The sequence below is a fragment of the Agrobacterium sp. 16-2014-1-2a genome (assembly GCF_053522705.1).
The window spans coordinates 388,871-411,016 of sequence record NZ_JBNWBX010000001.1 but is presented as its reverse complement, the minus strand read 5'-3'; the positions used below and the strand labels follow the sequence as shown (position 1 = coordinate 411,016).

The 22,146-nt window shown below is 58.5% G+C and carries 25 protein-coding genes and 1 riboswitch; of the genes, 14 read left to right on the top strand and 11 right to left on the bottom strand.

The features are described 5' to 3' along the window. Window positions 1-8: 8 nt before the first annotated feature. Window positions 9-596 carry a deaminase gene (locus ACQZ45_RS02050; RefSeq protein WP_038490910.1) on the bottom strand — a complete coding sequence of 196 codons (588 nt, stop codon included), beginning with the start codon at window positions 594-596 and terminating at the stop codon, window positions 9-11. Window positions 597-858: 262 nt separating this feature from the next. Here ACQZ45_RS02050 and cysG point away from each other — a divergent pair, with 262 nt between their 5' ends. From cysG to ACQZ45_RS02025, 5 genes are all read left to right on the top strand, one after another. Next, a complete protein-coding gene (cysG, locus tag ACQZ45_RS02045; RefSeq protein WP_038490913.1) occupies window positions 859-2,322 on the top strand; it encodes a siroheme synthase CysG in 1,464 nt (487 codons plus the stop codon). Then, the gene (locus tag ACQZ45_RS02040; RefSeq protein WP_003512933.1) at window positions 2,315-2,629 is read left to right on the top strand and encodes a DUF2849 domain-containing protein; all 315 of its coding nucleotides are present in this window, start codon (window positions 2,315-2,317) and stop codon (window positions 2,627-2,629) included. Before cysG ends, ACQZ45_RS02040 begins: the two co-directional genes overlap by 8 nt. 8 nt (window positions 2,630-2,637) lie before the next feature. Then, complete coding sequence (locus ACQZ45_RS02035) at window positions 2,638-4,308, top strand: nitrite/sulfite reductase (RefSeq protein ID WP_003512935.1); 1,671 nt, start codon at window positions 2,638-2,640, stop codon at window positions 4,306-4,308. 10 nt (window positions 4,309-4,318) lie between these two features. Next, entirely contained in the window at window positions 4,319-4,825 is a 507-nt protein-coding gene (locus tag ACQZ45_RS02030; protein WP_003502665.1) for a DUF934 domain-containing protein, read from the top strand. Between the two features lie 146 nt (window positions 4,826-4,971). Next, complete coding sequence (locus ACQZ45_RS02025) at window positions 4,972-5,784, top strand: ferredoxin--NADP reductase (protein WP_003512938.1); 813 nt, start codon at window positions 4,972-4,974, stop codon at window positions 5,782-5,784. Between the two features lie 60 nt (window positions 5,785-5,844). On the opposite strand, the gene ACQZ45_RS02020 is transcribed toward ACQZ45_RS02025, so the two are convergent. Further along, window positions 5,845-7,122 carry an MFS transporter gene (locus ACQZ45_RS02020; protein ID WP_013636045.1) on the bottom strand — a complete coding sequence of 426 codons (1,278 nt, stop codon included), beginning with the start codon at window positions 7,120-7,122 and terminating at the stop codon, window positions 5,845-5,847. A 195-nt stretch (window positions 7,123-7,317) separates the two neighbouring features. Here ACQZ45_RS02020 and ACQZ45_RS02015 point away from each other — a divergent pair, with 195 nt between their 5' ends. Further along, on the top strand, window positions 7,318-7,821 hold the full coding sequence (locus ACQZ45_RS02015) for a hypothetical protein (RefSeq protein WP_013636046.1): 504 nt from the start codon (window positions 7,318-7,320) through the stop codon (window positions 7,819-7,821). Window positions 7,822-7,866: 45 nt separating this feature from the next. Here the strand turns inward: ACQZ45_RS02015 and ACQZ45_RS02010 are convergent, their stop codons facing one another. The 5 genes from ACQZ45_RS02010 to ACQZ45_RS01990 all read right to left on the bottom strand — a co-directional run bounded on the left by ACQZ45_RS02010 (window position 7,867) and on the right by ACQZ45_RS01990 (window position 13,776). Beyond that, window positions 7,867-8,670, bottom strand: a complete 804-nt coding sequence (locus tag ACQZ45_RS02010; protein ID WP_421414927.1) for an endonuclease/exonuclease/phosphatase family protein — start codon at window positions 8,668-8,670, stop codon at window positions 7,867-7,869. A 159-nt stretch (window positions 8,671-8,829) separates the two neighbouring features. After that, the gene (gene gcvP / locus ACQZ45_RS02005) at window positions 8,830-11,694 is read right to left on the bottom strand and encodes an aminomethyl-transferring glycine dehydrogenase (RefSeq protein WP_003512945.1); all 2,865 of its coding nucleotides are present in this window, start codon (window positions 11,692-11,694) and stop codon (window positions 8,830-8,832) included. Then, a complete protein-coding gene (gene gcvH / locus ACQZ45_RS02000) occupies window positions 11,694-12,056 on the bottom strand; it encodes a glycine cleavage system protein GcvH (protein ID WP_003512948.1) in 363 nt (120 codons plus the stop codon). Before gcvH ends, gcvP begins: the two co-directional genes overlap by 1 nt. A gap of 28 nt (window positions 12,057-12,084) precedes the next feature. Further along, window positions 12,085-13,224 carry a glycine cleavage system aminomethyltransferase GcvT gene (gcvT, locus tag ACQZ45_RS01995; RefSeq protein WP_448742127.1) on the bottom strand — a complete coding sequence of 380 codons (1,140 nt, stop codon included), beginning with the start codon at window positions 13,222-13,224 and terminating at the stop codon, window positions 12,085-12,087. Between the two features lie 154 nt (window positions 13,225-13,378). Continuing rightward, window positions 13,379-13,466: riboswitch (glycine riboswitch) on the bottom strand. Window positions 13,467-13,590: 124 nt separating this feature from the next. Continuing rightward, window positions 13,591-13,776 carry a DUF3008 family protein gene (locus tag ACQZ45_RS01990; protein ID WP_003496099.1) on the bottom strand — a complete coding sequence of 62 codons (186 nt, stop codon included), beginning with the start codon at window positions 13,774-13,776 and terminating at the stop codon, window positions 13,591-13,593. Between the two features lie 173 nt (window positions 13,777-13,949). Between ACQZ45_RS01990 and ACQZ45_RS01985 the strand changes: the two genes are divergently transcribed. Beyond that, on the top strand, window positions 13,950-14,330 hold the full coding sequence (locus tag ACQZ45_RS01985; protein ID WP_113291509.1) for a hypothetical protein: 381 nt from the start codon (window positions 13,950-13,952) through the stop codon (window positions 14,328-14,330). An 88-nt stretch (window positions 14,331-14,418) separates the two neighbouring features. After that, a complete protein-coding gene (locus ACQZ45_RS01980) occupies window positions 14,419-15,408 on the top strand; it encodes a copper chaperone PCu(A)C (protein ID WP_113291510.1) in 990 nt (329 codons plus the stop codon). Between the two features lie 62 nt (window positions 15,409-15,470). Here ACQZ45_RS01980 and ACQZ45_RS01975 read toward each other — a convergent pair whose 3' ends face one another. Continuing rightward, complete coding sequence (locus ACQZ45_RS01975; RefSeq protein WP_113291511.1) at window positions 15,471-15,899, bottom strand: plastocyanin/azurin family copper-binding protein; 429 nt, start codon at window positions 15,897-15,899, stop codon at window positions 15,471-15,473. 119 nt (window positions 15,900-16,018) lie between these two features. Further along, window positions 16,019-16,309 carry a hypothetical protein gene (locus ACQZ45_RS01970; protein ID WP_065658277.1) on the bottom strand — a complete coding sequence of 97 codons (291 nt, stop codon included), beginning with the start codon at window positions 16,307-16,309 and terminating at the stop codon, window positions 16,019-16,021. Between the two features lie 202 nt (window positions 16,310-16,511). Between ACQZ45_RS01970 and crcB the strand changes: the two genes are divergently transcribed. From crcB to ACQZ45_RS01945, 5 genes are all read left to right on the top strand, one after another. Continuing rightward, a complete protein-coding gene (gene crcB, locus ACQZ45_RS01965; RefSeq protein ID WP_013636055.1) occupies window positions 16,512-16,889 on the top strand; it encodes a fluoride efflux transporter CrcB in 378 nt (125 codons plus the stop codon). Between the two features lie 66 nt (window positions 16,890-16,955). Continuing rightward, the gene (locus ACQZ45_RS01960) at window positions 16,956-17,945 is read left to right on the top strand and encodes an RluA family pseudouridine synthase (RefSeq protein WP_003512960.1); all 990 of its coding nucleotides are present in this window, start codon (window positions 16,956-16,958) and stop codon (window positions 17,943-17,945) included. A 6-nt stretch (window positions 17,946-17,951) separates the two neighbouring features. Beyond that, window positions 17,952-18,620, top strand: a complete 669-nt coding sequence (locus ACQZ45_RS01955) for an HAD family hydrolase (RefSeq protein WP_013636056.1) — start codon at window positions 17,952-17,954, stop codon at window positions 18,618-18,620. A 30-nt stretch (window positions 18,621-18,650) separates the two neighbouring features. Next, the gene (locus tag ACQZ45_RS01950; RefSeq protein ID WP_038490935.1) at window positions 18,651-19,445 is read left to right on the top strand and encodes an ATP12 family chaperone protein; all 795 of its coding nucleotides are present in this window, start codon (window positions 18,651-18,653) and stop codon (window positions 19,443-19,445) included. Between the two features lie 60 nt (window positions 19,446-19,505). Then, window positions 19,506-19,994: a hypothetical protein gene (locus ACQZ45_RS01945; protein WP_013636057.1), complete on the top strand. Its 489-nt coding sequence runs from the start codon at window positions 19,506-19,508 to the stop codon at window positions 19,992-19,994. Window positions 19,995-20,018: 24 nt separating this feature from the next. On the opposite strand, the gene ACQZ45_RS01940 is transcribed toward ACQZ45_RS01945, so the two are convergent. Further along, window positions 20,019-20,612: a TetR/AcrR family transcriptional regulator gene (locus ACQZ45_RS01940; RefSeq protein WP_013636058.1), complete on the bottom strand. Its 594-nt coding sequence runs from the start codon at window positions 20,610-20,612 to the stop codon at window positions 20,019-20,021. Window positions 20,613-20,777: 165 nt separating this feature from the next. On the opposite strand from ACQZ45_RS01940, the gene ACQZ45_RS01935 reads away from it, so the two are divergent. Next, window positions 20,778-21,176, top strand: a complete 399-nt coding sequence (locus ACQZ45_RS01935; RefSeq protein ID WP_113291512.1) for a RidA family protein — start codon at window positions 20,778-20,780, stop codon at window positions 21,174-21,176. Between the two features lie 108 nt (window positions 21,177-21,284). Here the strand turns inward: ACQZ45_RS01935 and fghA are convergent, their stop codons facing one another. Then, window positions 21,285-22,118 carry an S-formylglutathione hydrolase gene (gene fghA, locus ACQZ45_RS01930; RefSeq protein ID WP_113291513.1) on the bottom strand — a complete coding sequence of 278 codons (834 nt, stop codon included), beginning with the start codon at window positions 22,116-22,118 and terminating at the stop codon, window positions 21,285-21,287. Between the last annotated feature and the right edge of the window lie 28 nt (window positions 22,119-22,146).

Below are 22,146 nucleotides of genomic sequence, written 5' to 3'. Positions count from 1 at the left end.
GAAATGCTCTAGTTCAGCGGAATATCGTTGCCGCTCTTCGATGACTGATAGCTGGTGGAAAGCTCGTCATAGGCAGCCTTGATGCGGGCCGTCTGCGCCTTCAGCTCGGTCTTCAGCGGATCGTCTTCGCTCTCCACCAGATCCGCAATGAAGAAAGAGTTCCAGAAGGCGTTGCTGCGGCGATACCCGCCCGGCTCCAGCCCGAAAACTTCCTTGAGGATTTTCAGGTCGTGCGGGATGGCGAAAGCGTCGCGCGAATCCTCGTGGCTGAAAAAGGAGTAGAAATTGTCGAAGCCGGCCCAGGTGATGGCGGACATGCACATGGTGCAGGGTTCATGGGTGGAAAGGAAAATCAATTCCTTGGTGTTCGGCTTCTCACCCAGCTCGTAAAACCGCTTCAGCGCGTGCACTTCGCCATGCCAGAGCGGGTTTTCCAGCTCGTTATTCGTCTCCGCGATCACCAGCGACAGGTCGGATTTACGCAGGATCGCCGCACCGAAAACCTTGTTGCCGAGGCTGACGCCGCGTGCCGTCAGGGGCAGGATATCGTGTTCGATGACATCGAGAAGACGGGCGGCAATTGTCGAGCTGGTCAAGGGTCTTATCCTTCGTGCCGCCTCAGGGCGAAGCGGTTTTTGCATGGAGATATCGACGAAAATAGTCCCTTCTTGTTCGGCGCGAGGGCCTGGTTTGTCAAGGGATTCTCATGGGATTTAGAGGCGTTCGACAGGGTTGATAAAGGTGCGCCGGTTAGTTTTCCTCAAAAACAGGGGTGTTCGAGAAATAAAAATCCAGGTGTCGGAAAGGCTTGAATTTCTGTTTCTTCAATCTTGCGCCGCAATGCGGGATAAATGCCCGATGCACAACGAACATGATTTTTCCGCTTCTGGCGATCGCCTTTCGACCTTCCCCGCGTTCTTCCGGGTTGAGGGACGGGAGGTCGCTGTTTTCGGCAATGGCGACGAGGCCTTTGCGAAGGTAAGGCTGCTTGCCAATACCAATGCACATATCATTGCTTATGCCGACGAGCCGGAAGCAGATTTTGCGCGCTATATCAGCGAAAACGGCATCGATCATCGGGCTTTGGGTTTCGCAAGCCAGCTGATTGAAGGCGCGACGCTGGTTTTTGCCGCCACTGGAGACGAGGCACTGGACCGTGAGATCGTTTTGGCTGCGCGCGCCAAGAAAATCCCCGCCAATGCGGTGGATCAGCCGGAGTTCTGCGATTTCTTCACGCCCGCACTCGTCGCCCGCGCACCCGTCGCGATCGCCATTGGCACCGAAGGCGCCGGCCCGGTTCTTGCCCAGATGATCCGTGCACGCATCGACCAGATGCTGTCTCCGTCGCTGGGCAAGCTTGCGCGCCTCGCCGTGCAATATCGTGACGCCGCCGAGCAGAATGTTCCCAAGGGCGCGTTGCGGCGCAATTTCTGGCGCCGGTTCTTTTCCGGTGCTGTCGCAGATGCCGTCGCTCTCGGCGATACATCTTCCGCCCGCCATGCCGCTGACCGTTTGCTGCAATCGCCCGAGCGCAGCGAAGGCCGCGTCTGGCTTGTCGGCGCTGGTCCCGGTGCTGAAGATTTGCTGACGCTGCGCGCGCAGCGCGTGCTGATGGAAGCGGATGTGATCGTCTACGATGCGCTAGTGCCGCAGGCAATCGTTGACATGGGGCGCCGCGACGCCGAGCGGCTGTCCGTCGGCAAACGCAAGGGCTGCCACAGCAAGTCGCAGGATGAGATCAACCGCCTGCTGGTGCGTCTTGGTAAAGACGGCAAGCGCGTCGTGCGCCTCAAATCCGGTGATCCGCTGGTCTATGGCCGGGCGGGAGAGGAAATGGCGGCGCTGCGCGATGCCGGTATAGGTTACGAGATTGTTCCGGGCATTACCTCCGCCTTCGCCGCTGCTGCGGATTTCGAATTGCCCTTGACGCTGCGCGGTGTCGCTTCGTCGCTGATTTTCACCACCGGCCACGATCTGACCGGCGATGTCCTGCCGGACTGGGCGCGGCTTGCCGTCTCCGGCGCTACCATTGCTGTCTATATGGGCCGCAGCGTTGCCGCGTCGGTCGCGACGAGGCTGATAGAGGCAGGTCTCGGCGTGGAAACGACCGTAGCCGTCATCGAAAATGCCAGCCGCGCGGATCGCCGCCTGCTGCATGGCACTTTGAACGATCTGCCCGACCTCGAACATCGCGACGAACTGACCGGTCCGGTCATGGTCATCATCGGCGATGCGGTGGCGGGCGCCAATTTTGACAGGTCCGAGGCGCTGGCGCTTGTTGCGCGGCCAGCGAACCTTAAAAGGGAGTATGCAAATGGCTGACAAGGTTTTGACCGCCAACCGCTTGGGCGATGGGATCGCTGTATGGCTCGATGCCAATGGCGAATGGACGGAGAACCTGCAGGACGCAATCGTCGCCCGCCACGCAGAGGCCGTCGCTTCGTTCGAGGAAATCGGCAAGCGGGATTTTTCCGCCAACAAGGTCGTTGACGTGAATGTCATCGACGTGGTGGAGGAGAATGGCAAGCTTTGGCCGACGCGGCTTCGTGAGCGAATTCGCGCCGCTGGCCCGACCATGCACTATGCCAACGGCTTCAAGCCGGCCGATGCAGCATTCATCGCAGTCTGAGGAAGAATATGTACCGTTACGACGAGTTCGATCATGCATTTGTTGAAGGCCGCGTGGCACAGTTTCGCGATCAGGTCGAGCGCCGGTTGTCCGGCGAGCTTGCCGAGGACGCGTTCAAGCCGCTGCGCCTTATGAACGGTGTCTATCTCCAGCTCCATGCCTATATGCTGCGCGTCGCCATTCCCTACGGCACGCTGAATTCGCAGCAGATGCGGATGCTGGCCCATATCGCCCGCAAATATGACCGGGGTTACGGCCACTTCACCACCCGCCAGAACATTCAGTACAACTGGCCGCGCCTGTCCGACACGCCCGATATCCTCTCCGAACTGGCAAGCGTGGAAATGCATGCGCTGCAGACCTCGGGTAACTGCATTCGCAACGTGACCGCCGACCATTTCGCGGGCGCCGCCGCAGACGAGGTCGCCGATCCGCGTCCTTATGCGGAAATCTTGCGTCAATGGTCTTCCGTGCATCCGGAGTTCTCGTTCCTGCCGCGCAAGTTCAAGATCGCTGTAACGGGCGCCGAGCGCGACCGCGCCGCGATTCAGGTTCACGATATCGGCCTGCATCTGAAAAAGAACGACAAGGGCGAGATCGGTTTTGCCGTCTATGTCGGCGGCGGGCAGGGCCGTACGCCGATGATCGCCAAGAAGATCCGCGACTTCCTGCCGGAAGAAGACCTGCTGTCCTATACCACGGCCGTCATGCGCGTTTACAACCTGCACGGCCGCCGCGACAACAAGTACAAGGCGCGGATCAAGATCCTCGTGCATGAAACCGGCGCAGAAGAACTGGCCCGCCAGGTCGAGGTTGAATTCGCGGAGCTGAAAAACACGGAATTGAAGCTGCCGGATGCCGATATTGCGGCCATCACCGCCTATTTCGCACCGCCGGCACTTAAGGACCGTCCTGAAGGCTGGGAGAGCCTGGCACGCTGGAAGCGGGCGGATGAGGGTTTTGCCCGTTTTGTCGAGCAGAACGTCCAGCCGCATAAGCATCCGGACTACGGCATGGTGACGATTTCCCTGAAGCCGATTGGCGGCATTCCCGGCGATGCGACCGACGAGCAGATGGAACTCGTCGCCGATATCGCCGCCGAATACGCGTTTGACGAAATCCGCATCAGCCACGAGCAGAACATCATCCTGCCGCATGTGGCACTGGCCGATCTCGAGCCGGTCTATCGCGCACTTGTAGGAGCCGGACTGGCGACTGCCAATGCCGGGCTGATTACCGATATCATTGCCTGTCCCGGGCTGGACTATTGCGCGCTTGCCAATGCGCGCTCCATTCCGGTGGCGCAGGAAATCTCTACCCGTTTTGGCGCGCCGGAACGTCAGGCGGAAATCGGCGAGCTTAAGATCAAGATTTCCGGCTGCATCAATGCCTGCGGCCACCACCATGTCGGCCATATCGGTCTTCTGGGTGTTGAGAAGAAGGGTGCGGAACTCTACCAGATCACGCTTGGCGGATCGGGTGATGAAAACACCTCGATTGGTGAGATCATTGGCCGCGGTTTCGAGCCGGAAAAAGTGACCGACGCGGTGGAAACCATCGTCGACACCTACCTGGGCTTGCGTCTTTCGAAGGAAGAAACCTTCCTCGAAGCCTATCGCCGCGTCGGACCGCAGCCGTTCAAGGATGCGCTCTACGGTTCCGCCGCTGAAGCCGCCTGAGGAGATTGCCATGACGAAAATCTGGAACCGCGACGGCTTCGTGGAAAACGATCCCTGGGTGATCGAAACGGAAGAAGTGAAGGCAACTGCCGAGCAGAAACCGGTGCTGTCGCTTGCTGATTTCCTTGTCCGTGCGGCTGAAAGCAATGATGTCGGCCTCGGCGTTCTGATTGCGCCTGCCGACGATGTCACCCGGCTCGAGCCCTATCTCGACCGTATCGACCTTGTCGCCGTCAGCTTCCCGGCCTTCAATGACGGGCGTGGTTTCAGCCATGCCTCGTTGCTGCGCAGCCGTCTTGATTTTGCCGGCGAGGTGAGGGCGGTTGGCGATGTTTTGATCGACCAGGTGCCGCTGATGCTGCGCACCGGCTTTACCAGCTTTGCGGTGACGAACGAGACGGCGATCCGCCGCCTGTCCGAAAATCGCCTGCCGGAAATCCCGGTCTATTACCAGCCGACGGCCCTTTCGGCCAAAGGTGGAGAGGCCTATAGCTGGCGCCGCCGTGCGGCCCAATGACGCGTTGCGCGGAAATATGAGTTTTAGATGCATATTTTCTGCGCGCATGGCAGTATTGATATTCTCATGCCTTCAAACCGCGGCAAAAATGGTATAATTGCCCGGTCGAAGAATGTCGCTTATCGAATGAATGGACGGAACCTGAAATGAACGCGCCAGCCAAGACGGAAGATTTCGCGATCAAGATACCTGATGGTGTTTACGCCGAGACAGTTTTGTCGGTGGAGCACTATACGGATCACCTGTTCCGTTTCCGCATGACGCGTCCGGCCGGCTTCCGCTTCCGTTCGGGCGAATTCGCCATGATCGGCCTGATGGTCGGCGAAAAGCCGATCTACCGCGCCTATTCCATCGCCAGCCCTGCCTGGGACGAGGAACTCGAATTTTTCTCGATCAAGGTTCCGGATGGCCCGTTGACCTCGCATCTTCAGGCGATCAAGCCCGGCGATACCGTGCTTATGCGCAAGAAGCCGACAGGCACTCTGGTTCTGGATGCGCTGACACCAGGCAGACGGCTCTATATGTTCTCGACCGGCACCGGCATTGCACCTTTCGCAAGCCTGATCCGCGATCCCGAGACCTATGAAAAGTTTGAAGAGGTCATCCTCACCCATACCTGCCGCGATGTGGCCGAACTGAAATACGGTTTCGATCTGGTCGAGGAAATCAGGAACCATGAATTCCTGAACGAGATCGTCGGCGACAAGCTCAAGCATTATGCGACTGTCACGCGCGAGGATTATCCCTTCAAGGGCCGCATCACCTCGCTGATTGAGAACGGCAAGCTGTTTGCGGATCTGGGTGTTCCCGCACTCGATCCCGCGATCGATCGCGGCATGATCTGCGGTTCTTCGGCCATGCTGAAGGACACGAAGGAGCTTCTTGAAAAGGCCGGGCTTAACGAGGGTGCGAACAACAAGCCTGCCGAGTTCGTCATCGAGCGCGCTTTCGTCGGATAACCGACATTTGCGCAAGTTGGATGAAGGAGGCCCCGAGGCCTCCTTTTTTATTTGTACGGTTTACTGAGGCAGCGCTTCGTCGGCCTGCTTCGGGGCGATCTCGTTTCGGTAGATGAAGAAGAGAGCGATGGCGATGGCCGATATCCCGCCGCCGACCAAGTGCGAAAGGGCGTAACCGCCTTTGGTGACCAGCCAGCCGGCAACGACGTTGCTGAGGGACGCACCAATGCCCTGCACCATCATGACGCTTGCAAGGCCGACATTGAACCGGCCTGTTCCCTTGAGAATGCGTTCGGCGGCCACAGGCGTCACGATGCCCAGAAGGCCGGCACCGATACCGTCAAGCAACTGTACCGGAAAGATTACCCAGAAATCGGTGAAGGCGGAAGCCAGCAGACCGCGGATCGGCAGGGCCGCAAGCGCGATCAGGAACACCGTCGCAAGACCGAAGCGACGGATCAGCCACGGCGCCAGGGCCGCAACGAAGATCATGGCAAATTGCGCGACGCCAGTAATGATCGCTGTCGTGCGGAATGGTGTCTGCAGTTCGATGGCAAAATTCTGCGCGATAAGCCGCCCCATCGGCGCGTTGCCGAAGTGGAAGATAAGAAGAATGATCGCGAGGAATATCAGACCGCGTTCGTGAAGCAGCACATTGATGCCTGAGGGTCCCGGTTCGCCCTTGTCTTCGCCAAGGCCTCGCGCCACCTTGTGGTCGATCCTGTCGGGGTCGATGGCGGCGGCGGCAACAAGTGCGCCGGCAGCCGTCAAAAGCATCAGCCCGATGACGCCATGCAAGCCGAAGAAGGAAACAGCAACGTAAGTGGCGAAGAGCGATGCGAAATTGCCGCCATGGTTCCAGAATTCGTTTCGCGATATCTGACGGGAGAACAGGCGTTCACCGACCAGACCAAGCGTCAGTCCGGCCAGAGCCGGTCCCACGACGGCGCCGACAACCGCAGTCATGATCTGGCCGGTCCAGACGATCCACGCATCGGGAAAAATCAGCGTAATCAGCGCACCGACGGTCACGAGAACGACGGGGATGGCAATCAACGTTCTTTTCCACGTCGTGCCGTCCACCAAGGCGCCGCAGAGCGGTGTGGCAAGCAGACCGACGAGGCCGCCGACCGTGGCAATCATCCCCAGAGAAAGCGAAGACCAGCCCTGTGTCGCCAAAAATGCGTCCAGGAACGGCCCTAGCCCGTCGCGGGCATCGGCCAGAAAGAAATTAAGCGCCGCAAGGGCAAAAAGCGTGCGGTCTGACATACCACCGCTGCGAGGCAGACCGCCGGAGGGGAGGCTGCCGCGCGGTGCCAAAACGCCGATCGTCGTCATGAAATATGCTCCGAAAAATATGCGGTAGTGATCAGAAATTGATCGACGCTGGCGAGAAACATCTATGCCTGCATTTGGTTGCATCGGCACGATAGAAACATGAGCCTCTCGAATTTTTTGATAGTTGCTAAATAAACGGGAGGAACGTTTGACGGTGCAAGCGAGTTAGTCTTCGTGAAAAATTGGATACGCGCCATGAAAACGACGGCTATCACGAGTTTATTTTTTGCAGGGCTGCTCGGTGTGCAGCCGGCATTAGCGGACGAACGCGAATTCCTCTCGTCGCTGAAAGGTACATGGGCGGGCAAGGGAACCGTGATCACCCGGATTGGCACGCCGCCAATCAACGTCAATTGTACGCTGAATTCCAAAGCGGGGACCTCGTCGCTCAATATGTCCGGCACATGCCGTGGCCTTCTGGTGGTCAGGCGCGCAATTGCGGCCGACCTGTCGGAGAAAGGTGGACGTTACAGCGGCGCTTACACCGGACCCTCCGGCCGACCGTCTGCCCTTTCCGGTACGCGGCAGGGAAATGCAATCAATCTGACGGTTCGCTGGAACCGCGACATCAACGGTGACCGCGTCGCAGCCATGACAATCGAAAAAGTCGGGCAAAACGGCCTGCGGCTTCGCACCACCGACAAGGACGGCAGGACCGGCAAGACGGTGGTGACGAGCGATATCCGGCTCGTGCGCTGACCAAGCCGCGACGTGAGGCAATGACCGGTAATGCGGCTTAAGCCTCTAGCTGAATTCGATCAGCAAAGGGCAATGATCCGAGACTTCTGGCTGTCTCACCACATCAAAGTGATCGACCTGCACAACCGGGTTGACAAGCATGTAATCTGCAAAACGGTTTTGTTTGGCATAGTGCGAGGTGCGCGTGTCTGTGAAACCACGTGTTGTGACGAGTTCGATGAGATCCAGTTCCTTCAATACCGTGAAGGTGTCGCTCTCAGGCAGAATATTAAAATCGCCGCAGACGATGATCCGGTCACCATACTCCGCGATGTCTTTGACGAGTTTCACGAGGCGTTTTGCCTGCACCAGACGGGCGGGAATATCGTGTTTACCGTTGGGGTCACGCAGCCCATGCATATGGGCGATGACGGCTGGCTGCCCGGTCGTGAAGTCGAAAACCCTGACAGCATGGCCCGTGCGCGAACGCGGGTGATCTCCGTACCCATTCGCAGAAAAGCAGCCGTGCACAAAACCTTGAGCCTGCGCAACAATCGCGATGGATTTACGCACGAAAGTCGCCAGCCCCCATTGTGAGGGATATCGTGTCTCCCCGTGCCAGAGGTCACCCTGTGACGCCGGGCTAAAGATTGCCAGATGATCGGGTAGGGCTTCTTCGACATCGCGAAGGAAGTTCGCCCTTTGCGGCAGGTCCATACCGTCATCGCGATAGCTCAGCCAGTCCTCTTCGGCTGCCGGTGTATGCACCACTTCCTGCAAACATAGAATGTCGGGATCGGACGCGGAGATATAGGGAACAAGCTCGTCATGGAGCTTTCCGCCCCAACCATTCAGGCAAATCAAACGCATTCAAACTCCATCACCGCTTAAATTGCAGCATCCGGTTTAGCATGGAACGGGTTGCGATCAATCGCATGTGACGTGGTCGCCCGGTCTTGGGGCTTGTGTCCGGAACGAAAAAGGCCCGGATCGCTCCGGGCCTTCATAAGTTCGTTCGTACCGATGCCTTTATTCGGCGGCCTCGGCATAAGCCTCCATCGGCGGGCAGGTGCAGATGAGGTTGCGGTCGCCATAGACATTGTCAATGCGGTTTACCGGCGACCAGTATTTGTCGATGCGGAAGGCGCCGGGCGGGAAGCAACCCTGTTCGCGGCTGTAGGGACGATCCCACTCGCCGACGAGATCTTCTACCGTGTGCGGCGCGTTTTTCAGCGGATTGTTGGTCTTGTCCGCACGGCCTTCCTCGATGTCGCGGGCTTCCTCGCGGATCGCCAGCATGGCATCGCAGAAACGGTCGATTTCCGCCTTGGTCTCGGATTCCGTCGGCTCGATCATCAGCGTGCCGGCAACCGGCCAGCTCATGGTCGGCGCATGGAAACCGCAGTCGACGAGACGCTTTGCAACGTCGTCCACCGTCACGCCGCAGCTGTCTGCCAGCGGCCGGGTGTCGATGATGCACTCATGCGCCACACGTCCCGTTTCGGACTTGTAGAGCACGTCGTATGCGCCCTTCAGCCGTTCGGCGATGTAGTTGGCGTTGAGGATCGCAACCTTGGTCGCCTGCGTCAGCCCTTCGCCGCCCATCATCAGGCAGTAGCTCCAGGAAATCGGCAGGATCGACGGTGAGCCGAAGGGGGCAGCCGAAACCGCACCTTCACGACCGTCCGTCGTTGGATGGCCGGGAAGATAGGGAGCAAGATGCGCCTTGACGCCGATCGGCCCCATGCCCGGACCACCGCCGCCATGCGGGATGCAGAAGGTCTTGTGCAGGTTGAGGTGGCTGACGTCGGAACCGATATCGCCGGGACGGGCAAGACCGACCATGGCGTTCATGTTGGCGCCGTCAAGATAGACCTGACCACCGTGTTTATGGGTGATCTCGCAAATCTCGCGAACCGTCTCCTCAAACACGCCATGGGTGGACGGATAGGTGATCATGCAGCACGAGAGGTTTTCCGCATACTGCTCTGCTTTTGCTCGGAAATCGTCGATATCAATATCGCCATTTTCCCGCACTTTCACCGGCACCACTTTCATGCCGACCATCTGCGCGGAGGCTGGATTGGTGCCATGCGCCGAGGTTGGAATGAGGCAAACGTCGCGATGTGCGCCGCCATTGGCGATGTGGTAGTTGCGGATGGTCAGGAGCCCCGCATATTCACCCTGCGCGCCGGAATTCGGCTGCATGGAGAAGGCGTCGTAACCGGTGACCGAGCACAGCTTTTCCGAGAGGTCATCGATCATCTCCTTGTAGCCGAGCGCCTGATTGGCCGGCACGAAGGGATGGATGTCGGAAAATTCCGGCCACGTTATGGGCAGCATTTCCGCAGTTGCGTTCAGTTTCATGGTGCAGGAACCGAGCGGGATCATCGAGCGGTCGAGCGCGAGATCACGGTCCGAAAGACGGCGGATGTAACGGGTCATCTCGCTTTCGGCACGGTTCATGTGGAAGATCGGATGCGTCATGTACTGGCTGGTGCGCAGCAGTTCCTTCGGCAGGCGATATTCCAACTCGAAATCCGAGATCGAGAAATTGCCGCCGAAAGCGCGCCAGACCGCCTCAAGCGTCGCGGGACGCGTGCGCTCGTCAAGGCTCATGCCGATCTTGGTCGCGCCGACCTTGCGCAGGTTCACACCTTCCGCAACGGCCGAGCGCAGGATGACGCCCTGCATATGGCCGACTTCGACGGTGATGGTGTCGAAGAAGGTTTCCGGCTCGATGACGTAGCCTAGTTTCTCCAGGCCCTTGGCCATCAAAACGGCTTTCTGGTGGGTCTGCTGGGCAATCGCCTTGATGCCCTGCGGGCCATGGAAAACGCCATACATCGACGCCATGACTGCAAGCAGCACCTGCGCGGTGCAAATGTTGGAGGTAGCCTTCTCGCGGCGGATATGCTGCTCGCGGGTCTGCAGCGACAGGCGATAGGCGCGATTGCCGCGCGCATCGACTGAGACGCCGACCAGACGGCCAGGCATGGAGCGCTTATGTGCATCCTTGACGGACATGTAAGCCGCATGCGGACCACCATAGCCGACCGGAACGCCGAAACGCTGCGAGGTGCCGATGGCGATATCCGCACCCATTTCACCGGGTGACTTCAACAGCGTCAGCGCCAGAAGATCGGCGGCAACGGCAGCGATGGCACCCGTCTGGTGCAGGCGGGAAATCAGGCCCGAGAAATCGCTGACATGACCGTGGGTGCCCGGATACTGGAAGATCGCGCCAAATACGTCGACAGGATCGAGATCGGTAAAGGGATTGCCAACGATAACCTTCCAGCCGAGTGGCGCCGCACGTGTCTCGATCAGCGCGATGGTCTGCGGATGGCAATTGGCATCGACGAAGAAGGCGGTTGCCTTGGACTTCGCGACGCGCTGGCACATCGCCATGGCTTCGGCAGCGGCGGTCGCTTCATCGAGCAGCGATGCATTGGCGACATCGAGGCCGGTCAGATCGCAGACCATGGTCTGGTAGTTCAGCAGCGCCTCAAGACGGCCCTGGCTGATTTCTGGCTGGTAAGGCGTATAGGCGGTGTACCAGGCCGGGTTTTCCAGAATGTTGCGCTGGATCACCGGCGGGGTGATTGTACCGTAATACCCCTGGCCGATCAGCGAGGTCAGCACCTGGTTCTTGTTGGCCGTTTCGCGCAGGCGGTCGAGCGCCTCGCGTTCGGTCAGCGCTGCACCCCAGGTCAGCGGCACCTTCTGGCGGATGGAGGAGGGAACGGTGGCGTCGATCAGGGCATCGAGGCTCTTGTAGCCAATGACCTTCAGCATCTCCGCCATTTCCGACGGCGACGGCCCGATGTGACGCCGGTTGGCGAAATCATAGGGCTGATAGTCGGTGAAATGGAATTCCGTGGGCGTCGTCATTACGCGATCAGCTCCTTGTAGGCTGCCTCGTCGAGCAGCGTATCGGCATCCGCGGCGTTGGAGAGCTTCAGCTTGAAGAACCAGCCGGCACCCTGCGGATCGGAATTGACCAGCGAGGGATCGTCGACGATGGCCTGGTTGATTTCCACCACTTCGCCATCCAGCGGACAATAGACATCGGAAGCCGCCTTGACGGATTCAACGGTCGCCGCGTCGCCATTCTTGGAGAAGGTGGCGCCCACTTCCGGCAATTCGACGAAGACGAGGTCGCCAAGCTGTTCAGCGGCGTGGCTGGTAATGCCAACGGTGGCGATATCGCCTTCGAACTTCAGCCATTCGTGTTCTGCGGTAAATTTCAGCATCGTATTCTCTCCGGAGATGGGATGAAGATTATCGTTTGTAGGTAGGCTTGATGATGGGCAGGGCAGCGACGGTGACGGGCAGATATTTTCCGCGCACTTCCGCAAAGATCGCCGTGCCGGGAGCAGTATAGGCCGCAGGGACGTAACCCATGGCAACGGGACCTTCGACCGACGGACCGAAGCCGCCGGAAGTCACTTCGCCGATTTCCGTCTTGCCTTCGGCATCCGCGAAAAGCTTGGAATGACCGCGCACCGGTGCCTTGCCCTCTGGCTTCAGGCCGACGCGACGGCGCGATGTGCCGTCCTTGAGTTCACCGAGAATACGCTTCGCCCCAGGGAAACCGCCTTCGCGATCACCGCCGGCGCGGCGCGCCTTCTGGATCGCCCATTCAAGCGAGGCTTCGATGGGGGAGGTCGTTGTATCGATATCGTTGCCGTAGAGACAAAGGCCAGCTTCAAGACGCAGGCTGTCGCGTGCTCCAAGCCCGATCGGCTCGCAATCAGGGTGCTCAAGCAGGGCCTTGGCGATCTCTTCCGCCTTTTCGGCAGGCACGGAGATTTCAAAACCATCCTCGCCGGAATAACCGGAACGGGAAACGATGCAGGGAACGTCGTGCAGCGGAACTTCCAGCACGTCCATGAACTTCATTTCGGAAACACCGGCCCAAAGCTCGGCCAGAACCGCTTCCGCGCGTGGTCCCTGAAGCGCAATCAGCGCCCGATCATCGAGAAGGGTAATGTCGCAAGTGTCAGAAAGATGCGCTTTCATATGGGCGACATCAGCGTCCTTGCACGCCGCGTTGACGACGACGAAAAGGTGATCGCCGCGATTGGTGATCATCAGATCATCGAGGATGAAGCCGTTTTCATCGGTGAAGAAACCGTAACGCTGGCGGCCTTCCTTTAGGCCCAGAATGTCAACCGGCACCAGTTTTTCAAGCGCGATTGCAGCGTCGGCATTGTTGCCCGACTTCGCCTTCACGATAACCTGGCCCATGTGGGACACGTCGAAGAGGCCAGCAGAGGTACGGGTCTGAAGATGTTCCTTCAGCACGCCCGCCGGATATTGCACCGGCATGTCGTAACCGGCGAAAGGCACCATGCGGGCGCCAAGGGAAACATGCAGGGAATGGAGCGGCGTGATTTTAAGCTCGGCGGTATCGTCCAAGGACGCCTCCAGGGTTGCGCGAAAGATCGCGCGGGCTCAGGTCATGACGCGAAAAACGCGCCGGGTTCAAGAGCCCCCTCTGTCCTTGTCGCCTGAGATTGTTATCCCTTCGGCGAGCCGTCCTTATCAAAGGTGGCTTCTCTCCAGAGTTCCGTCGTCACCGGTGGTCCTTTTGCCTGAGAGTTTCCGGGGCGGTTGCTCCTTCGGCACCGCAATGAAGCGGTTTCTCCCAACGATGATGCGAGGCTCATTATCTTCGAAGCCCGGTCATTGGCAAGGACGAAATGACGCATCTGAACAGATTTTTGCTCCATCTGCGCCATCGCTGGCAGGATAAACGGCGAGTTCCTTGTATGAGGCGTGCCGTCAGTCTGATTTTTTCTCCGGCAGACCCTTGCGCTTTGTCGACGCAAGTTCATCAAGTTCCTTTTCTGTCATGGACTTCTCCATGCTTTTTGAAGCACCTTGTAAACTGGATTTCTTGACTTCACCACGTTTGGCGGCCAGCGCCGCACCTGCGGCTTTCTGCTGGGCTTTCGATTTGGCTGGCATGTCGGTACTCCTTCCGAAACGATCCGTATTGGAAAGGAAATGCCGCCCTGTATCGATTGTTCCGTTGAGCGGTTGGGCCTGCGGCAAATTTCCCCTTTGAAATCGGAAAGAAAGAGGGGTATCGCCAGAAGATGGACGCAAATCGAAAACGACCGCTGACAAGGGTGGAGAAAATGCTTCGCATTTTCTGTGCGCTTTTGATGTTGTCGCTTGGTTTTGCCCACAAGCCCGCGCTCGCCGCGGCACCTGCCGTTCGTCTGGATGAGAGTTACCGGCTGCCGGACGGCACCTTTGCCGAAATCTGCCTAGGCCACAGCGGCGGGGTAAATGCCTCGCACCCCAATGACGGCCCCGCCCATTCAAGCGATGCGATCCTGTTTTGCGAGGCCTGCCTGCTGGCCTCGTCCATTCTCTTGCCGGTGCCCGATGCGGCCGGCTGGCTGAGGACGGAGTTCGCCTGGCTCGACAATCGCCTGACCGCGGAATGGGGCTTTCACTCGGTCCAGACGATCCGCAAACCGTCCGCACGCGGCCCGCCAACCCTGTCCGCCTGATCTCTTCGTTTCACAGGATCATCGCCGCCGGGTGGCGGCACGGAGCAGCTGCCCGGGCCAATGGCGCCGCAGTCGCAAGGACAAACAAATGAAAACCACCAAGATTATCACCTGCACCCTGTTCGTCGCCTCCGTCTCCACGGCGCAGGCCTTCGCCCATACGACCTTCGTTGACGGTTCGGCCGAACAGGAAAGCACAATCGTTGCCGCGCTTCAGGTGCCGCATGGCTGCGATGGCGGACTTGCCACCACGGAAGTGCAGATCAAGCTGCCGGAAGGCTTCATCACTGCCAAGCCGCAGCCCAAGGCCGGTTGGAACCTTGAGGTCATCAAGGGCGACTATCAGAAAGCCTACAAGAACCACGGGAAGGACATCAAAAGCGGTGCGGTCGAAATCCGCTGGAAGGGCGGCAATCTGCCGGATGAATTCTATGACACCTTTGCCGTTCAGGGAAAAATCTCCGGCATAGAGGCCGGGCAGGAGCTTCCCTTCAAGGTAACGCAGCTTTGCGGCGACAAAGGCAAGGTTTCCTGGGACGAGGTGGCGGCCGCAGGCGTCGATCCGCATTCGCTGAAAAGCCCGGCGCCGACCATCCGCGTTACCGCAAAAGCCCATGCCGGCGGGCATGATCATTCCGCTATGGCCATGGATATGGATATGGACGTGGTGAAGGCTGGCAGTCTCGAGCTTTCGGCTGGCGCGACAAAGGCCATGCTGCCCGGTCAGCCCGTGGGCGGCGGTTATGTGACGATCAAGAATACCGGTTCCAGCGACGACAAGCTGATCGGCGTCGAATCCTCCGCCGCCGGTCGTGCGGAAATTCACGAAATGGCCGTGGTCAACGACGTCATGAAAATGCGCAAGCTGGATGACGGCATCGTCATTCCCGCCGGTGAGACAGTGGAACTGAAGCCCGGCGGCCTACACATGATGTTCTTCAACGTGAAGAAGCCGTTTGCCGAAGGCGACAAGGTGCCGGTGACGCTGATCTTTGAAAAGGCTGGCAAGGTCGAGATTGTGCTTTCCGCAGGCTCGGCCAAGGGTGGTGACGACAAGAACGCTCACCAGCACAACTGACGCAAAAAAGAGGCTGCCGGAACGCAATACTCATCCGGCAGCCTCAGCTTGTTCGACCAATATTATTTTGTAACAGTCAGCTTGGCCTGCATACCCGCTTCGTAGTGACCTTTTATGTTGCATAAGAGGAGATATGTGCCGGGCGTAAGCTTTGCCTTGAGCTGACCATCGCCGCCCGGCTTCAGGTCGGCCACTTCGCCAAGACTTTTAAGCTGTTTTTCATCGACACGGTGTTTCGCGGTATTGAGCGGTATTTTTTCGTCTACAGACTTCAGCTTGACGAGCACCATTTCGTGCTGCTCGCTCATGGCATCGTTATGCACATGAAACACGGCTTCACCGGCTTTGACCGTCGTCTGGTCCATCACGAGTGTCATTGGTCCGCCACCTTCACCGCCTTCGGTGACCTTGATGGTCGTGGCCGCGAAAGCCGGCGCCGAAACAAGGAGCGCGATCGTGGTGGCTGTGACGTGACGAGCAATAAAAATCATGATCTTCCTCCAGTTGGTACCGAAGGACTAAAATTTGAATCTGACAACAACCTGAACGGGCGAAATGTGCACTAAAAAACTTATAAATCGATTTAATAAGTATGGATATCAAATTGATATTATAAGTTTTTATTGGATTGGTTTTCCTCGTAGGCCTGCACGGCCTGATCGAGTGTTGTCTGGGGGGCGTTGCGATGGCTGGCGCTTGTCAGGAAATAGAGGGTCAAGGCCGGCGGCTTGATGGCGGTGAGCAAGGCTCTCAACTGGAAATCGTCTCCCTGTTCGGCCTTGCGCGCCAATTCGTGAATGGCTTCCTCAACCTCGCTTCTGCGCGATACACGCTGCGACGGCTTCACGGCCTCCAGTGCGTAGGCCGCAGTGTTTGCAGAAACGGAAAGAACCTGTGTCATCCAACCTCCGGCCATCCTTCGCCGACCCGTAAAACCGCAGATTAGCAGCTGCGTCTTGTTGGAAGCCTAAATCGCGGACGTGCAATTTAATCGAGTTTTAATCGAAAAAAGGTCGGGACGAGGGGGTTTCACCACCCGTGGCTATGTTCTAGAAAACGTCTTCAACAGACGCGTCGGGTATTTCTCCGGAGACATTCCCCAAATGCTGAATATCGCTCTTGTCGCAGCAGGCGGCGCAATCGGTTCGGTTTTCCGCTATCTCGTCGGTCTGTTGAGTGTGCGCCTTGTGGGTATGACTTTCCCTTGGGGAACGCTGGCGGTGAATGTGGTCGGATCCTTTCTCATCGGTTTCCTGGTTGAGCTTGTTGCAAGGCGGCTGAACGCGTCCATGGAGATGCGTCTGTTTCTGGTCACCGGCGTTCTCGGTGGCTTCACCACCTTTTCGTCCTTCTCGCTGGATGCGGTAGCGCTTTTCGAACGCGGCGCGCTCGGTCTTTCGGCGGTTTACATCACGGCAAGCCTGGTGGTTTCCATCGCGGCGGTTTTCGCCGGGCTGGCCTTGGGCCGCAGTTTGTTCTAAAGGCTTGCTCCAAACGGTGCGCCGGATAACAGGGCGCGCGATCAAGACAGAGAGACTGGAAATTTCATGGCAGGTATCGAGCATATCAAGGTCGAGGCCGACGAGGCCGGTATGCGCCTCGATCGCTGGTTCAAGATTCACTATCCGGGTCTGGGGTTCGGGCAGCTGCAAAAGCTTCTGCGCTCCGGACAGGTGCGTGTGGACGGCGGCCGGGTGAAGACGGACGCACGGGTGCAGCCGGGGCAGATGGTGCGTGTGCCGCCTGTTGATTCCGACCTCAAGGTCAAAAGCGGACCAATCGGATCCAGGGACCTCAAACATTCGGCAGACGGCGAACTTCTGGCGCGCATGCTGCTGCATGAGGACGACAAGGTTCTGGTGTTCAATAAGCCGGCCGGCATTGCCGTGCAGGGCGGCTCGGGCGTCAACCGTCACATCGACGGGCTTCTGGAAGCGTGGACCAGCCCGAAGGGCGAAAAGCCGCGTCTGGTGCACCGTCTGGACCGTGACACGTCGGGCGTGCTGGTAGTGGCCCGCACCCGAGGTGCTGCACAGAAGCTGACGGCCGCTTTCCGCGAGCGCGATACCAAGAAGACCTATTGGGCGCTGGTTCGCGGCGTACCGCGCAAGCATCAGGACAAGATTTCCACCTGGCTGGTTAAGGAGCAGACCCCCGACGGCGACCGCATGCGCATTGCCAAGCACGGCGAGGAGGGGGCAGATCACGCCATTTCCTATTACCGTGTCATCGATACCGCTGCGCAGAACCTCGCCTGGCTGGAAATGGAGCCCTATACCGGCCGTACCCACCAGCTGCGCGTTCACGCACTGCATATGGGGCACCCGATCATCGGCGATCCGAAATATTACATCGATGATCCGAACTGGGATTTTCCGGGCGGTGTACAAAAGCGTCTGCACCTGCATGCACGCCATATCGACATTCCGCACCCGAATGGCGGCCGGCTTCGCGTCAGCGCGCCTTTGCCACCGCATATGGTACAGACTTGGAACCTGCTCGGCCTCGACGTGGCCGATGGCGACAGGGAAGGCTGATATCAGATGAAACTCGTTCTTTTCGATTGTGACGGCACGCTGGTCGACAGCGCCGGCCTTATCCATGCCGTCATGGTCGATACCTTCGCCGATTTCGGAAAGCCACGGCCTGATATTGCACAGACCAAGGCAATTATCGGCCTGACGCTCGACATCGCCATCGCCCGCATGCTCGGTAAGGCGCATGTGGATGACGAGGTGCGCGCGATGACTGAGCGCTATCGGGAAATCTATCACCCGATCCGCGCCCGACCTGGCATGATCGAGCCGCTGTTCGACGGTATCGCGCCCTTGATCGACACGCTCGCCAGGCGGGATGAGGTGCTGATCGGCGCGGTCACCGGCAAGGGCCGTCGCGGGTTGACCCATATTCTCGAAACGCATGGTTTTGCCGAGCATTTCATCGTGTCGCGCACGGCGGATGATTGCCCTTCCAAGCCGCATCCGGCCATGGTGATGGAATGTTGCCATGAAACCGGCATGGTTCCGGCCGACACTGTCGTCATCGGCGATGCTATCTATGACATGCAGATGGCAAAGGCCGCCGGCGCAAAGGCCATCGGCGTTGCCTGGGGCTACGCCTCGGTCGATGATCTCTGGAAGGCAGGCGCAGACGCCGTCGTCAGCCATCCGAGCGAAATTCCGGCCCATGTTCCCGCCGATATTCTTGAATGATCCTTTCTATTCGACTGATGAGGACGTGCCATGCGTGATCTCCTGAACGACCTTTCGGAAGGCCTCAGCCACCCCGATCCGATCCTTCGCGCCCAAATCCAGATGCAGCGGCCCCTGCCGAAACGTTTCTATAAGGACGTTACCGTTGCTGACGTGGAAGACGGCGGCTTCACCATCCATCTCGATGGCAAACCTTTGCGAACGCCCGCCAAGAAGCCGCTTGTCTTGCCCTCGAAGGCGCTTGCGGATCTGCTTCGCGATGAATGGGATGCGCAGAAAGAAGTGGTGAACCCGGTCGTCATGCCGGTCTCGCGGCATGTGAACACCGCCATCGACGGCATCGCCAGCGACACCCAGGCGGTTTTCGAGGACATACTGCGCTTCTCCTCTTCCGATCTCCTGTGCTACCGCGCAGGTCAACCGGAAGCGCTTGTGGCGCGGCAGGCGGACCATTGGGATCCGGTGATCGACTGGGCGGCCAATGTTCTCGGCGCACGCTTCATTCTCGTTGAAGGCGTCATGCATCGCGATCAGCCTCGGGAAGCGGTTGCAGCCTTTGCCGTGACGCTCAAAAAATACGATACGCCGATCGCGCTTGCCGCCCTGCACACCATGACGTCGCTGACCGGCTCCGCCATTCTGGCGCTGGCACTGGCGGAAGGGCAGCTGACGCTGGAGGAAACCTGGGCGCTGGCCCATCTTGACGAGGACTGGACCGCCGAACATTGGGGCGAGGACGAGGAGGCGCTGGAGCGCCGCGCCACTAGGCTCATCGACATGCGTGCAGCACTCAGCGTTCTGGAGGCGTTGAAGATCGCGCCTTAACGCTTTTCTAACCCTGATGACCGAATATGCGGTTACCTCACGTTAGGGGAGCCGCAGATCATGAACACTCGATTGAAACGCCTTGGCATTGTTGTGCTGGCGTGTTTCACGCTCATGTCTTTCAGGCTGGAACCGGAGGCGACCAATGCCGACCGGCTGCTTTATGATGTGCGCGGCGCCTTTGTAGCGGCACGGCCGGATGTAGCGCCGGCATTGATGCAATCCATTCATGCGCAACTACAGAATGCCATCAAAACGACGGCACGCGGCGAAATCAGACCGCGCGTTGTGCTGACCATTCGCCTCGCATCCGTCACCCGCGGCCCCTTCCTGTTTGGAGAACGGGCATCGGCCCGTGTCATCGTTCGTGCGGCCGCCGTGGCGACGGGCGAGGTGATCGCCGAGGCCAAATTCACAGCCACCGTCGTCAGCTTCGACAATCAGTCGATCGAGCAGGATCTCGCTTACGGCGTCGCGGAGCGCGTGATCCGCGAGTTCCGGCTGAGCCGACCCGGACCGACAACGCTGGCGACGGCGTTGTTTCCGTGAACAAGTATGGTTTCCAGATAGAGTTTAAACTGGTTTCACAAGAAGGCCGGTGGCCATGGACTGGAAAGCCTCGACAGCCTTCGGCAGCACCCTCACGGGATCGTCACTGGCGGCGATCCATAGCGCAGCATTAAGTGCAGCGCCGCTTAGAAGCCGGGCAGCAGCTTCCGCATCGACTGACTTGATGACCCCCTGTTCGATGAGGCTCTGAACCGTTCCCTTGGTCGTCTGCAGACAACTGCTCTGGCTAGGCCACTGCGACGGATCACCCAACACCGCAGGCCCGTCGAGCAGAACGATGCGTTGTACTTCCGGATCAAGCGCCATTTCGATATAGGCGGCGCCCTCGGCGAGCAAACCTTGCCAATCGTCCTCGGCCAATGCCCCGATCTCTTGAGCGCGAGACGCCATTTCAGAATCGATCTGATCGACCACCGCCGCCAGCAGCCCACGCTTATCTCCGAAATTGTGATAAAGCGCCCCACGCGTCAGACCAACCTGAGCGGTCAACTCGTCCATTGATGCGGAAGAGTATCCCTTTTCGGCGAAAATCTTTCGTGCAGCCGCGATCAGTTTTACGCGATTTTCCTCCATCGTTTCCGCGCGTCGTTTCGCCATACTCTCCTCAATTTTACATACGTGACGTATACGGGTTGACATACGGAACGTATGCCACCAAATTCAAATACGCACCGTATATCAAATAAGGCGTTGTGTGAAGCGCTCGAAGCGTAACGTTCCGCCCAGAGAGTGCACTTGATTACAAAGAAGAGAGATTTAAAAATGGCGAAGCGCGAAGCAATCTTTCCCGCAAACAGACATGCTCTTTACGAGGAGCACGGCTATTCGGCGGCTATCCGATCCGGGGACCTTCTGTTCGTTTCCGGGCAGGTGGGCAGCCTTTCCGATGGAACGCCAGAACCCGATTTTGAACGTCAGGTACAATTGGCTTTCGAAAATCTCAAAGCCACGCTGCATGCAGCGGGCTGTACATTTGATGATATTGTCGACGTGACGACATTCCATACGGACCCCGAAAAACAGTTCGAAACCATCATGGCCGTCAAGCAGCAGATTTTCAGCACGAAGCCTTACCCGAACTGGACTGCAATAGGCGTGAACTGGCTCGCGGGCTTCGATTTCGAGACCAAGGTCATCGCCCGCATTCCTTTGGATGCATAAATCTCCGAAAGCCATAGCGAAGACGGCGTACTAAAAACGCCGTCACGTCGCTGTTCAAGATGTCGGACGAATCCAAACCGCGCAGGTTAAGCTTCCCCTTTCGCAGCCTTAGCCAAGTCGCTCGGCATGCCATTTCAGATGGTCATCCATGAAGCTGGAGATGAAATAATAGGAGTGGTCGTAACGCTCGTGCATGCGCAGCGTCAGGCCGATATCGGTTCCTTTGATCGCCTCTTCGAACAGCCAGGGACGCAGGCCTTTTTCGAGGAAACTGTCGGCCTTTCCCTGGTCGATCAGGAATTCCGGAAAACGGGCGCCGTCTTCGACCAGCGAGCAGGCATCGTATTGCCGCCATGCGGCACGATCCGTTCCGAGATATTTTTCCAGCGCCGGTTCGGACCAGTCGGCAGAGGAGGGGGCGACGATTGGGGCGAAGGCGGAGCAGCTCTTGAAGCGGTCTGGGTTCTTAAGCGCAATCGTCATGGCGCCATGGCCGCCCATCGAATGGCCGAAAATGCCCTGACGGCTCAAATCCGCGCGGAAATGCTGGCCAATGAAGGCTGGCAGCTCTTCCGTCACGTAGCTGTACATATGGTAGTGCTCCGACCAAGGCTCCTGCGTGGCGTCGAGATAAAAGCCCGCGCCCTTGCCCATCTGCCAGTTGGTCACTTCATCAGGCACATCGTTGCCACGCGGGCTGGTATCCGGGCAAACGATGATCAGCCCGAGTTCGGACGCTATGCGGCGATATTCGCCTTTTTCCATGACATTGGCGTGGGTACAGGTGAGGCCGGAAAGATACCACAGAACCGGGCACGGCTCGTTGATCGCCTTCGGCGGCACATAGACTGCAAAGGTCATCTCGCATTTCAGGGTTTCGGACGGGTGCGAAAATACGCCCTGCATGCCGCCAAAGGCCGTATTTTGCGAGATGATATTCATGAAGCCATTCCTTTATGAAGAGTTTTTT